Below are 11,565 nucleotides of genomic sequence, written 5' to 3'. Positions count from 1 at the left end.
ACGCCAGCCTCGGACAGCCGCTACCGCGCAAATTCGCCGGTATTGCGTTATCGCGCTTGCACATCCCGGCGACACCGCCTAACCGCAGCGCCGTCGGGGAGTGGCGCAGGCTGGTAGCGCACCTGGTTTGGGACCAGGGGGTCGCAGGTTCGAATCCTGTCTCCCCGACCATCATCGAAAATCGTCGCGAACAGCGTGTCGAGCGGATCCTTTGGGCCGCCCGCGCTGTTTGCGTACGTCTTGGCCTTCCATCGAAATCGAGGTGTTGCGGTCACCCGGAAACGGTGACTTGCGCTGGCCATCGACGGCAGGCAGTAGACGCGTGAAATCCAGGAGTTCAAGCATGGCCAACAGTCTCGAAATCGACCAGTCGAGCATCGTCGACAACGACGTCGAAAAGCAGATCGAATTCACCGGCGAATTCGACAGCGACGAATATGAGTTTGCGGTGAAGTACGCGGTTCTCAAGGAACTGAGCGGCGACGAGCCCGAGGACGATGCGATCGAGCTGTTCAACCGGTTCAACGACGATATCGTCGATGCCTGCCTTGCCGCGATCGAGCGCAAGCCCTCGGCGACCGTCGTGATCGTCGACGAGAACGATCTCGAATAACGTATATCGATGTCCGACCAGGCGTGCTCAGTCGGCCCGCCTGGCCGGAAGAACGACGGCCCGCTCGTCGATGACGAAAGCGGGCCGTGATACTGACTGGCTTCAGGCCGCCATGAACATCTCGGGCGGCAGCGCCATCAGCGACTCTGCGCCACCCTCGATCTTGCGACGCAGTGCGCCCGCATCCGGCAGGATCCGCTCGGCATAGAAGCGCGCCGTGACCAGCTTGGCGTCGAGGAACGCAGCCTCGCCCTCGCCTGCCGCCTTCAGCTTGGTCGCAGCGACCGCCATCCGCAGCCACATCGTGCCGACCGCGACGATCCCCATCAGGTGCATGTAGCTGACCGCGCCGGCACCGACGTTCTCGGGGTTCTTCATGCCATTGGCCATGAACCACATCGTCGCCGCCTGAAGCTGGCCGTTCGCCTTCTCCAGCGCCTCGGCAAACGATGCCGTTGCCGGATCGCCCTTGGCTGCGGCGACGTCGTCCGCCACCAGCTTGAAGAACGCCTGGATCCCGCGCCCGCCATTCTGCGCGAGCTTGCGTCCGACCAAATCCATCGCCTGGACGCCGTTCGTGCCCTCGTAGATCATCGCGATGCGCGCATCGCGGACATACTGCTCCATGCCCCATTCGGCGATGTAGCCGTGACCGCCGTAGACCTGCTGTGCGTTGGTCGCGATCGCATAGCCCATGTCGGTGCCGTATCCCTTGATGACCGGGGTCAGCAGCGAGATCAGGTCGCCGGCGAGCTGGCGCTCTTCCTCGCTCTCGGCGTGATGCTCGAGATCGGCCTGGAGCGCGGTCCACAGGATCAGCGCGCGCAGGCCCTCGGTCAGCGACTTGCCCTCCATCAGCATGCGGCGGATGTCGGGATGCACGAACAGCGTGTCCGCCTTCTCCTGCGGCTCCTTCGGCCCGGTCAGCGCGCGGCCCTGGCGACGATCCTGCGCGTACTGGACCGCATTCTGGTAGGCGACTTCCGCAACACCGAGCCCCTGCAAGCCCACGCCGAGACGCGCGGCGTTCATCATGATGAACATCGCGGCGAGGCCCTTCGTCTCCTCGCCGACCAGCCAGCCGGTCGCCGAATCATAGTTCATCACGCAGGTCGAATTTGCGTGAATTCCCATCTTGTGCTCGATCGAGCCGCAGGTGACGCCGTTGCGCGCGCCGAGCGAACCGTCCTCGTTCACCAGCACCTTCGGCACCACGAACAGCGAAATGCCCTTCACGGTATCCGGCGCGCCCGGCGTCTTGGCGAGCACGAGGTGGATGATGTTGTCGGTCAGGTCATGCTCGCCCGACGAGATGAAGATCTTGGTCCCGGTGATCGCATACGAGCCATCCGCCCGCGGCTCGGCCTTGGTGCGGATCAGGCCCAGATCGGTGCCGCACTGCGGCTCGGTCAGGTTCATCGTCCCGCCCCATTCGCCCGACACCATCTTCGGCACGTACATCGCCTTCTGCGCGTCCGAGCCCTTGGCGATCAGCGCGGCGATCGCGCCGTGCGTGAGGCCGGGATACATCGCGAACGCCATGTTCGACGAGATCATGTATTCCTGGAACGCGGTCGACACGACGTGCGGCATCCCCTGCCCGCCATACTCCGGCTGGTTGCCGAGCGTCGCCCAGCCGCTCTCGACATACTGCTTGTAGGCTTCCTTGAAGCCGTCCGGCGTCGTCACCGAGCCGTCCTCATGCCGCGTGCAACCCTGCTGGTCGCCCGACAGGTTGAGCGGGAACAGCACCTCCGCGACGAACTTGCCGCCCTCCTCAAGAACTGCATCGACGACGTCGGGCGAGGCGGCATCGAAGCCGGGGAGATTGGAATAGCGTGGCAGGCCGACGACATGCTCGAGGACGAAACGCGTGTCGCGGACGGGGGGCGTATACTGGGGCATGGTTTATCCTTGGTTGTCCTGGGCGCGGCTGACTTCGAGAAGGGCCACGAAACTGGTGAGTTCGTCGATGGCGAGATCGATGTCGCGCTTCTGCGCGGTCAGCAGCGCGATCCGCGCCTGGCTGCGCTCGATCACGACCTGGCGCTGCGCACGCCGGCCGTCGCCGAGGTCGTAGAGGTCGATCATCTCGCGGATTTCGCCAAGGCTGAACCCGACGCGCTTGCCGCGGAGGATCCAAGCAAGACGCGCGCGGTCGCGGTGCGAATAGATGCGCTGGGTCCCGCGACGCTCGGGCGCGATCAGCCCTTCGTCCTCGTAGAACCGGAGCGCGCGTGCGGTCACGTCGAACTCGGCCGAGAGGTCGGAGATCGTGAAGCTCTCACGGTCATGCCGCGGTTCGATCACCGCGTAGGATTCGGGAGAGACCGGGGAAGGAGATGCTCGTGTCGCCATCCCCGAAGAGATAACTCTCGTTTACGTCAACGTCAATTAGCGCAGAGCAACTTCCCCGCAGATGATCGCAGCGTCGAGGCCTCCGAACGCGAATCGCTGATCCGATCGACGGTCAGCGCGGCGAGCGAGGCACGGCCGGTGCACAGCGATTCGCAGGCCGCAGGCATTTCGGCCGGGAAGACGATCCGGTCGCCATCGAACCGGGCGTCGAACGTGCACGCGCCAAACGCGAGTTTCAGCGCATCCCCCGAGCGCTCGACCGTACCCGAAGCGGCACAGCCCTGGTCCTCGCCATAATCGACGCTGACCCCGATGCGGGCGGTCTTCTCGGTGCCGACGACGCAGACCCGGTCGGTATCGCGCGCCCAGGATCCCTGCAGCGGCGCGTTCGGATCGGGCACGATCCCCGTCGTCTCCGCGGCGGCTTCCAGCCGAGCACCCGCGCTGTCCGCGACGACATTGGACGGTTCCTGCCCACACCCGCCCAACACCAGAGCAAACAGCAGCACCTGCCTCATTCGGCCGGCACCAGTCCGCCCCCCTCGATCCGCCGGAAGAAGCACGTCCGCTCGCCGGTATGGCATGCCGGCCCCGCCGCATCGGCGATCACCCACACCGCATCCTGATCGCAATCGATCCGCAGTTCGGCGACACGCAGCACGTTCCCCGACGTCTCACCCTTCTTCCAGAGCTTCTCGCGACTCCGCGACCAGAAATGCGCCTCGCCGGTCGCCTGCGTCTGCGCCAGTGCCTCCGCATTCATATGCGCGACCATCAGCACGTCGCCCGACACCCGGTCGGTGACGACCGCGGTCAAAAGCCCGATGGAATCGAATTTCGGATCGAGCGTCAGGCCCGTGTCGCGGCTGTCTGTCATGCCCCGGATATACCCGAAACCCGCCCCGATGCGACCAGCGGGACGCAATGTTATTACAAACAGGCGACAACGCCGCCAACCGCTCGTATAGGGCAGCTTCCGCACGACGTGAGATCCGGCATGCTGACGACAAACCCCTATGATGATGACAAACTCCGCGAAGAGTGCGGGGTGTTCGGCGTCTCCGCCACCGATGGCGCGGCCGCGCTCGTAGCCCTGGGGCTGCACGCGCTCCAGCACCGCGGCCAGGAAGCCGCCGGCATCACCACCTTCGATGGCGCGCATTTTCATACGCACCGCGCGATGGGCCATGTCGCCGGCAACTTCGACCGCGACGACGTCATCCGATCCTTGCCAGGCACCGTCGCCTGCGGCCATGTCCGCTATTCGACCTCGGGCGAGACCGCGCTGCGCAACGTCCAGCCGCTCTACGCCGAGCTGTCGACCGGCGGCTTCGCGATCGCGCATAACGGCAACATTTCCAACGCGATGCGGCTGCGTCGCGAGCTCGTCCGCCGAGGTTCGATCTTCCAGTCGACCAGCGATACCGAGACGATCATCCATCTCGTCGCCACCTCGAACTATCGGACATTGCTCGACCGCTTCATCGATGCGCTCAAGCAGATCGAGGGCGCGTATTCGCTGATCGTGATGACGCCCGAGGGCATGATCGCCTGCCGCGATCCACTCGGTATTCGTCCGCTGGTGATGGGCAAGCTCGGCGACGCGGTGATCTTCGCCTCGGAGACGGTCGCGCTCGACGTGGTCGGTGCCACCTTCGTCCGCGCGGTCGAGCCGGGCGAACTGGTCATCGTCCAGGGCTCCGAGATCCGCTCGATCCGCCCGTTCGCGCCGATGGCGGCGCGGCCGTGCATCTTCGAATGGGTGTATTTCTCGCGCCCCGATTCGATCGTCGACGATCACTCGGTCTATTCGGTCCGCAAGGCGATCGGCGCGCAGCTCGCGATCGAATCGCCGGTCGATGCCGACCTCGTCATCCCCGTCCCCGATTCGGGGACACCTGCCGCGATCGGTTACGCCCAGCAATCGGGTATTCCGTTCGAGCTCGGCATCATCCGCTCGCATTATGTCGGCCGAACCTTCATCTCGCCGGGCGACAAGGTCCGCCATCTTGGCGTGAAGCTGAAGCACAACGCCAACCGCGCGCTGATCAAGGGCAAGCGGGTCATCCTGGTCGACGATTCGATCGTCCGCGGCACGACCTCGCTCAAGATCGTCCAGATGATGCGCGAGGCGGGTGCCGCCGAAGTGCACATGCGCATCGCCAGCCCGCCGACGCGGCATTCGTGCTTCTACGGCGTCGACACGCCCGAGCGTGCGAAACTGCTCGCGGCCAAGCTCGATCTGGGCGGCATGACCGGCTTCATCCACGCCGACAGCCTCGCCTTCATCTCGATCGACGGCCTCTACAAGGCGCTCGGCGAGGCGAAGCGCGCGGATATCCGCCCGAAATACTGCGACGCGTGCTTCACCGGCGACTATCCAACCACGCTGACCGACCATGACGAGGGCGCCGAGGTCGATCAGTTCGCGATGCTCGCCGAACGCGTGATCTGATACCCCCGGAGCGATTATGACAGACAAGCCTCTCGAAGGCCGGCTCGCGCTGGTCACCGGCGCCAGCCGCGGCATCGGCGCCGCGACGGCGATCGCGCTGGCGGCAAAGGGCGCGCACGTCGTCCTGACCGCGCGCACCCCTGGTGGTCTCGAAGAGGTCGAGGCGGCGATCCACGCGGCCGGCGGCTCGGCGACGATCGCCCCGCTCGACCTGGCGGAAAGCGAGGCGATCGCGCGCCTCGCCACCGCGATAGGCGACCGCTGGGACGCGCTCGACATACTGGTACTAAACGCTGGCATGCTCGGCTCCTTGTCGTCGGTTCCGGCGATCGACCCGAAGGAAATGGCGCAGGTCCTGACGCTCAACGTCAGCGCGCAGGCGGCGATGATCGCGGCGTTCGACACGATGCTGAAGAAAGCCAAGTCGGCCCGCGTGATCGGCGTGACGTCGAGCGTGGGCCGCAAGCCTCGCGCGTACTGGGGCCTCTACGGCGCGTCCAAGGCGGCGTTCGAGACGCTGCTCGGCGCATACGGCGACGAGATGGCCGAGATCAGCGCGATCCGCACCGCGATCGTCGACCCCGGCGCAACGCGCACCAAGATGCGCGCGCGGGCTTATCCGGGCGAGGATCCGAACTCGGTGAAAGAGCCCACAGTGGTAGCCGACCGCATCGTCGCGCTGGCGATCGAAGGCTTCGAAGCGGGTCATTTCGAGCGGGTGAACTAAAGGAATCCTCCCCCGCCAGGGGGAGGTGGCGCCAAAGGCGACGGAGGGGGAGGATACGGAACCTACGTGGTCGCTTACCTCCCCCTCCGTCTGGCAAGCGCTAGCCACCTCCCCCTGGCGGGGGAGGATTTTAGCGCTTCACCAGCGTAACCTGCGCGACATCGATCCCACCGCCGCGAAACCCGCCCTCGCAATACATCAAATAATAGCGCCACAACGCCACGAACCGCGCATCCAGCCGAGCCGGCAGCCGCCCCTGCGCGACGACCGCATCGAATGCCGCCCGCCACCGCCGGCACGTCTCCGCATAATGCAGCCCGAACCCGCGCCGGTCCTCCCAGGTCAGTCCCCGAGCCTCCGCCAGTGCGCGAAACCGCGGCTCCGACAACAGCATCCCGCCCGGAAAAACGTACCGCTGGATGAAATCCACGCTGGTCGAATACGCATCGAAGATCGCATCGTCGATCGAGATATACTGGATCGCCGCCCGCCCGCCCGGCTTCAACGCACGCGCGATCGCATCGAGATACGCCGGCCAATATCGCTCGCCGACGGCCTCGACCATCTCGATGCTCGCCACGGCGTCATACGTGCCGGTGACGTCGCGGTAGTCGGTCAACGCGACCGTCACGCCCGACAGCCCGGCATCCGCGATCCGCGCCTCGACCTGCCGCTTCTGCTCGACCGACAGCGTCAGTCCATGCACGTCGACGCCGGCGCGCGCCGCGAGCTCGGCAAACGATCCCCAACCACAACCGATCTCGAGGATCCGGTCGCCGGGCTTGGTCCCGGTCCGATCCAGGATGGCCTGGAGCTTGGTCGCCTGCGCCTGCTCGAGCGTTTCCGCCTCCGACACAGGCTCGGCAAAGATCGCACTCGAATAGGTCAGCCCCGGATCGAGCCACAGTTCATAGAAGTCGTTCCCCAGGTCGTAATGCGCGGCGATGTTGCGCCGCGACCCGGTACGATGGTTGCGTCGCATCCAGTGCCACGCACGCGCCGACAGCCGCGCAAAGCCACCCGACCGCGCCGCCGATCCGAGCGATATCCGGTTCCGCATGAACAGTTCGAACAGCGGGACGGGATCGGGGCTGGACCAGTCGCCGGCCGCCCAGCCTTCGTACCAGCCGACCGATCCCGCCGTCGCCAGCCGGACCAGCGCGCGCCAACGATGCACGGTCACGACCGGCAAAGGCCCCGCCGTGCGGCCGCCGATCAGCCGCCGCGTACCATCGGGCAGTCGCGCATCGATCCCGCCGCTCTCAAGCCCGGCATCGATCCGGTCGAGCAACCGGTGAAACACCGGCGCGGCGACGCGCGCGACCGTGGAAACCTGCGCGGCGGGCACATCATCGAAAGCGGGAACGGCAGTCATCGCGGCGCTCCATGCAACAGGGGCGCGAGCTAGGAAAGAGGTGTCGGTGAAACACGCAAGCTGATTGCGGTCCGATGCTGAGCACCGAACCAGGCCTAAATTTCCTCGTCACCCCGGACTGGTTCCGGGGGCCACCGATCCGCACATCATACTTTGTCGAGATCGCGGCACCGTGGATGCCGGAACCAGTCCGGCATGACGGCGAGAAGACTGTGGACTTGGCTACACCCTACCGCGCGTGGCGCCCGGCTTCGAGCGCCCGCTCGCGCCCCTCGCGATGCCCGACGATCTTTGCCGGATACTCACGAGGCCGGCATCCGGACTCGTCCGGATCATGGATCGCCTCGCCCGAGACCTTCGCCAGTTCCGGCACCCATTCGCGGATATAATCCCCCGCATCGAACTTCTCGGACTGCGACAACGGCGCCATGATCCGCCCGAACATATTTGAATCCACCCCGGTCCCGGCCACCCACTGCCAGTTCACCGCATTATTCCCGTAGTCCGCATCGACCAGGCAATCCCAGAACCAGCGCTCACCCTTGCGCCAGTCGATCAGCAGATGCTTCACCAGGAAGCTCGCGGTGATCATCCGCACCCGGTTGTGCATCCACCCGGTCGCCCACAACTGGCGCATCCCGGCATCGACGATCGGATAGCCCGTGCGCCCGGTCTGCCATGCCTTGAGGTCGGCATCGGCGGCCTTGCCCGACCGCCAAGGCAGCTTGTCGAACTTAGGCCGCCCGTTCGTCTCGCCGTAATCGGGCATCGTCAGCACGACGCCCTGCGTGAAGTCCCGCCATGCCAGTTCCTTGCGAAACGTCGTTGCATCGCCGTGCCCGTCCACGGCGTGCCACACCGCACGCGCCGAAATCTCGCCGAAATGGAGGTGCGGCGACAGGCGCGAGGTGCCTTCGATCGAGGGCATGTTGCGGTCGACGTCATACGCCTCGACGATCGGCGCCATCGCCTTCGCGTTCTTGAGCGCTTGTGCCTCGCCGGGCGTCCAGTCGGCAAAGCCGGTCGACCAGTCCGGCTTGGTCGGCAGCAGATCCCAGTCGGCCAGCTTCTCGCTCTTAGGCCAGGATTTCGGCGCGGGGATCGTATGCGGCACAGGCTCGGGTTCGCCCGGCGGCATCATCTGGTTCAGCGCCTTCCAGAACGACGAATACACCTTGAACTGCCCGCCCGAGCCAGTCGTCACGTCCTCGATCCGTGCCAGATGGTTGCCGTCATGCAGGCACAGCCGATCGCCCAGCGCTGCCTCCGCCTTGCGCCACCACGGCTCGTAATGCCGGATCGCATGGACGTGCTCGGCGCCGGTCTCCTCCAGCAACGCGGTCAGCACCTCGACCGCATCGCCGCGGCGCAGGATCAGCCTCGATCCCTTGTCCGCCAGCGACGCCGCGAACGAGGCAAGCGTATGGTGCAGCCACCAGCGTTGCGCGCCGCCGATCGCCCATGCGCCGGGCGCGTCATCGTCGAGCACATAGACCGGGATCACCGGCCCCGCATGCGCGGCGGCGATCAAGGCGGGCTGGTCGTGCAGGCGGAGGTCCTGGCGGAGCCAGAGCAGGGTCGGTGTCGTCATCGACTGTTCAATGCACGAACGCGCCCGCCGGCGTCACCTGCTGCGGCGAAAGTTTCGCCAAGCGTCATGATCGCCGCGACATGCCGCTCGGCGATCGCCAGCGCATCGTCGCCATACCCGCCGCCGACGGTGCTTGCGAGCGGCACGCCCCGCTCGATCGCCAGGCGCGCCACCAGCATCTCGCGGTACGCCAACCCCTCCAGCGACACCGACAGACGCCCCAGCCGATCCCCCGCATACGGGTCGACCCCCGCCTGATACAGGATCAGGTCCGGGCGAAAATCATCGAGCATCGGCACCAAAGTCGCCTCCAGCGTCGCTAGGTACGCGGCGTCGCCGATCCCGTCCGCCAACGGCACGTCCAGCGTCGAGCGTGCCTTGCGCACCGGGAAGTTCTTCTCCGCATGAATCGAATAGGTCGCGATCTCCGGTCGCCCCGCCAGCAGTGCCGCCGTCCCGTCGCCCTGATGCACGTCGCAATCGACCACTAGCACGCGCTGCACCCGTCGCTCCTCGATCAGGCGCACGGCCGCAACCGCAAGGTCGTTGAAGACGCAGAACCCTGCCCCGGTGTTCGCCAGCGCATGGTGGCTCCCACCCGCCGTATTCGCCGCAAACCCGTGCTCCAGCGCGAGGCATGCCGCCAGCCACGTCCCCTGCGGCACGATCGCCGCACGCCTCGCCACCGGCTCGGTCACCGGAAAGCCGATCCGCCGCTCCTTTTCGCGCGGCACCCGAGCCTCCAGCACCTCGGCCACATAGTCCGGATCATGCACCGCCTCCAGCCAGTCGCGCGGCGCCGGTTTGGCCCTGTGCCACGCAACCGCATCCCCCTTTGCGAGCAGCAGGTCGCGGATCAGGCCGTTCTTGTTCCAGCGATAGGTCGAGCGCGCCGGCGCGGGCGCGACATAGTCGGGGTGGTGGACGACATGGATCATGGTCAATAGGTAGGGGCGAGCCCCCTGCCGCCCAAGCATTCTTGCCGTCCGGAGACCAAGTTGACCGATTATTCGACCCTGCCCTATCGCCCGTGCGCCGGGATCATGCTCGTCAACGCGGACGGCAAGATCTTCGTCGGCCAGCGCAACGATTCGTCTTCGGACGCGTGGCAGATGCCGCAGGGCGGGATCGACCCGGGCGAGGACGCGCAAGCCGCCGCGCTGCGCGAACTCGGCGAGGAAACCGGCGTCATGCCCGACAAGGTCCAACTGATCACGGAGGCGCCCGGCGAGTTCGTCTACGACCTTCCCCCCGAGCTGCTCGGCAAGGTCTGGAAAGGCAAATGGCGCGGCCAGACGCAGCGCTGGTTCCTGTACCGCTTCCTTGGCACCGACGCCGACATCGACATCGCCACCGAGCACCAGGAATTCCGCGCGTGGCGCTGGAGCGACCCCGCCGACCTGCCCGTGCTGATCGTCCCGTTCAAGAAGGCGCTGTACGAGCAGGTACTCGCCGCCTTCGCGCCACATCTCGGCGCAACCAGCGCGCGCTGACCAGTTCCCAATATGCTGCACTGCCGCTACGGAACGGCTGTGCGCCGCTTATCCCTTCTCCTTCTCGCCCCGTTACTGCTGGCGAACGCGCCCGATCCGCAATCGGTGATGATCCCGGAGACGATCCGGGCGATGCTCGATGCGGCGCTCGAATCGGGGAACGAGGCGGACGTCAACACGGTCGCCAAATACGCCCGCGCCGCCGATCCGCTCAGCGGCGACGCGGTGCTGGCGATCGCCGAGAAGTGGAAGGCCGACCGTGCAGCGCAGCGCACGCAGGTCATCCGCCAGGCCAGCTTCCTCGATCTCTGGAGCGGCCGGGCCGAGGTCGGTGGCTATCTGACAACCGGCAATTCCGACACGGCGGGCGGCACCGCCGTGCTCGACCTCAACCGCGAAGGCCTTCGCTGGCGGCACAAGTTCCACGCCCAGGCCGACTATCAGTCGAACCTCGATATCACGACGCGCGAGCATTACCTCGCCTCGTACGAACCCAACTACAAGGTCGACGACCGCGCCTACATCTACGGCGTCGCGCAATATGAGGGCGACCGCTTCCTCGGCTATTTCAACCGTTACTCGACCTCGGTCGGTGCCGGCTACAGCCTGATCAAGACCGCCGGCACCAAGCTCGATCTCGAACTTGGGCCGGCGTATCGTCATACCGAATTCACCGACGACACCACGCAAAGCAGCCTTGCCGCACGCGGGACGGCCAATTTCAGCGTGCGTATCCTCAGCGGCCTGTCGGTCAGCCAGGTCGCGTCGGCCTATGTCCAGCGTTTCAACAGCACGCTCAGCGGCACGACGTCGGTCAACGCCAAGCTGATCGGGCCCTTGTCGGCGTCGCTGTCGTACAGCGTCCAGTATGAGAGCGAACCGCCGGTCGGCTCGGTCTCGACCGACACCACCAGCCGAGCCTCGCTGGTCTACAGCTTCTGACCCGGTTCCCT

At 66.1% G+C, this 11,565-nt stretch carries 12 protein-coding genes and 1 tRNA gene; 6 read left to right on the top strand and 7 right to left on the bottom strand.

Going from position 1 to position 11,565, the window contains the following annotated elements:
• Window positions 1–94: 94 nt before the first annotated feature.
• Together VH567_RS10225 and VH567_RS10220 are read left to right on the top strand one after the other, a co-directional pair.
• Window positions 95–171: transfer RNA gene (locus tag VH567_RS10225), tRNA-Pro, on the top strand.
• Window positions 172–343: 172 nt separating this feature from the next.
• Window positions 344–613 (top strand): DUF1488 family protein, encoded by a 270-nt coding sequence (locus VH567_RS10220; RefSeq protein WP_423325701.1) that lies wholly within the window; start codon window positions 344–346, stop codon window positions 611–613.
• Window positions 614–715: 102 nt separating this feature from the next.
• Here VH567_RS10220 and VH567_RS10215 read toward each other — a convergent pair whose 3' ends face one another.
• From VH567_RS10215 to hisI, 4 genes are read right to left on the bottom strand one after another with little or no spacing between them, the layout of a single operon-like run.
• On the bottom strand, window positions 716–2,518 hold the full coding sequence (locus VH567_RS10215; RefSeq protein WP_423325699.1) for an acyl-CoA dehydrogenase C-terminal domain-containing protein: 1,803 nt from the start codon (window positions 2,516–2,518) through the stop codon (window positions 716–718).
• A 3-nt stretch (window positions 2,519–2,521) separates the two neighbouring features.
• Window positions 2,522–2,971 carry a MerR family transcriptional regulator gene (locus tag VH567_RS10210; protein ID WP_132896305.1) on the bottom strand — a complete coding sequence of 150 codons (450 nt, stop codon included), beginning with the start codon at window positions 2,969–2,971 and terminating at the stop codon, window positions 2,522–2,524.
• A 32-nt stretch (window positions 2,972–3,003) separates the two neighbouring features.
• On the bottom strand, window positions 3,004–3,489 hold the full coding sequence (locus VH567_RS10205; protein ID WP_423325697.1) for a hypothetical protein: 486 nt from the start codon (window positions 3,487–3,489) through the stop codon (window positions 3,004–3,006).
• Window positions 3,486–3,848: a phosphoribosyl-AMP cyclohydrolase gene (gene hisI, locus VH567_RS10200; RefSeq protein ID WP_423325695.1), complete on the bottom strand. Its 363-nt coding sequence runs from the start codon at window positions 3,846–3,848 to the stop codon at window positions 3,486–3,488. Before hisI ends, VH567_RS10205 begins: the two co-directional genes overlap by 4 nt.
• Before the next feature lie 120 nt (window positions 3,849–3,968).
• On the opposite strand from hisI, the gene purF reads away from it, so the two are divergent.
• Window positions 3,969–5,426, top strand: a complete 1,458-nt coding sequence (gene purF / locus VH567_RS10195; protein WP_423325693.1) for an amidophosphoribosyltransferase — start codon at window positions 3,969–3,971, stop codon at window positions 5,424–5,426.
• A 16-nt stretch (window positions 5,427–5,442) separates the two neighbouring features.
• Window positions 5,443–6,153, top strand: coding sequence for an SDR family NAD(P)-dependent oxidoreductase (locus VH567_RS10190; RefSeq protein ID WP_423325691.1), 711 nt, complete (start codon window positions 5,443–5,445; stop codon window positions 6,151–6,153).
• Window positions 6,154–6,283: 130 nt separating this feature from the next.
• Here VH567_RS10190 and VH567_RS10185 read toward each other — a convergent pair whose 3' ends face one another.
• The 3 genes from VH567_RS10185 to VH567_RS10175 all read right to left on the bottom strand — a co-directional run bounded on the left by VH567_RS10185 (window position 6,284) and on the right by VH567_RS10175 (window position 10,057).
• Complete coding sequence (locus VH567_RS10185; protein ID WP_423325689.1) at window positions 6,284–7,528, bottom strand: class I SAM-dependent methyltransferase; 1,245 nt, start codon at window positions 7,526–7,528, stop codon at window positions 6,284–6,286.
• A 229-nt stretch (window positions 7,529–7,757) separates the two neighbouring features.
• Window positions 7,758–9,119: a cryptochrome/photolyase family protein gene (locus VH567_RS10180; protein WP_423325687.1), complete on the bottom strand. Its 1,362-nt coding sequence runs from the start codon at window positions 9,117–9,119 to the stop codon at window positions 7,758–7,760.
• Entirely contained in the window at window positions 9,116–10,057 is a 942-nt protein-coding gene (locus tag VH567_RS10175) for a histone deacetylase (protein ID WP_423325685.1), read from the bottom strand. The genes VH567_RS10180 and VH567_RS10175 overlap by 4 nt, the downstream gene beginning before the upstream one ends.
• 60 nt (window positions 10,058–10,117) lie before the next feature.
• Between VH567_RS10175 and VH567_RS10170 the strand changes: the two genes are divergently transcribed.
• Together VH567_RS10170 and VH567_RS10165 are read left to right on the top strand one after the other, a co-directional pair.
• Window positions 10,118–10,612 carry an RNA pyrophosphohydrolase gene (locus tag VH567_RS10170; RefSeq protein ID WP_423325683.1) on the top strand — a complete coding sequence of 165 codons (495 nt, stop codon included), beginning with the start codon at window positions 10,118–10,120 and terminating at the stop codon, window positions 10,610–10,612.
• A 39-nt stretch (window positions 10,613–10,651) separates the two neighbouring features.
• On the top strand, window positions 10,652–11,554 hold the full coding sequence (locus tag VH567_RS10165) for a DUF481 domain-containing protein (protein ID WP_423325681.1): 903 nt from the start codon (window positions 10,652–10,654) through the stop codon (window positions 11,552–11,554).
• The last annotated feature ends 11 nt before the right edge of the window (window positions 11,555–11,565 follow it).

It is taken from the genome of Sphingomonas sp. 4RDLI-65, assembly GCF_049472435.1.
In the GTDB taxonomy this organism is placed as follows: Bacteria; Pseudomonadota; Alphaproteobacteria; order Sphingomonadales; family Sphingomonadaceae; genus Sphingomonas.
Note: the sequence above shows the minus strand (reverse complement) of the source record. Positions and strands in the feature narration are given on the sequence as shown.

Coding starts and splice junctions, on each gene's coding strand:
- VH567_RS10220 (WP_423325701.1), top strand. CDS start 344: ATGGCCAACAGTCTCGAAATCGACCAGTCGAGCATCGTCGACAACGAC.
- VH567_RS10215 (WP_423325699.1), bottom strand. CDS start 2,518: ATGCCCCAGTATACGCCCCCCGTCCGCGACACGCGTTTCGTCCTCGAG.
- VH567_RS10210 (WP_132896305.1), bottom strand. CDS start 2,971: ATGGCGACACGAGCATCTCCTTCCCCGGTCTCTCCCGAATCCTACGCG.
- VH567_RS10205 (WP_423325697.1), bottom strand. CDS start 3,489: ATGAGGCAGGTGCTGCTGTTTGCTCTGGTGTTGGGCGGGTGTGGGCAG.
- hisI (WP_423325695.1), bottom strand. CDS start 3,848: ATGACAGACAGCCGCGACACGGGCCTGACGCTCGATCCGAAATTCGAT.
- purF (WP_423325693.1), top strand. CDS start 3,969: ATGCTGACGACAAACCCCTATGATGATGACAAACTCCGCGAAGAGTGC.
- VH567_RS10190 (WP_423325691.1), top strand. CDS start 5,443: ATGACAGACAAGCCTCTCGAAGGCCGGCTCGCGCTGGTCACCGGCGCC.
- VH567_RS10185 (WP_423325689.1), bottom strand. CDS start 7,528: ATGACTGCCGTTCCCGCTTTCGATGATGTGCCCGCCGCGCAGGTTTCC.
- VH567_RS10180 (WP_423325687.1), bottom strand. CDS start 9,119: ATGACGACACCGACCCTGCTCTGGCTCCGCCAGGACCTCCGCCTGCAC.
- VH567_RS10175 (WP_423325685.1), bottom strand. CDS start 10,057: ATGATCCATGTCGTCCACCACCCCGACTATGTCGCGCCCGCGCCGGCG.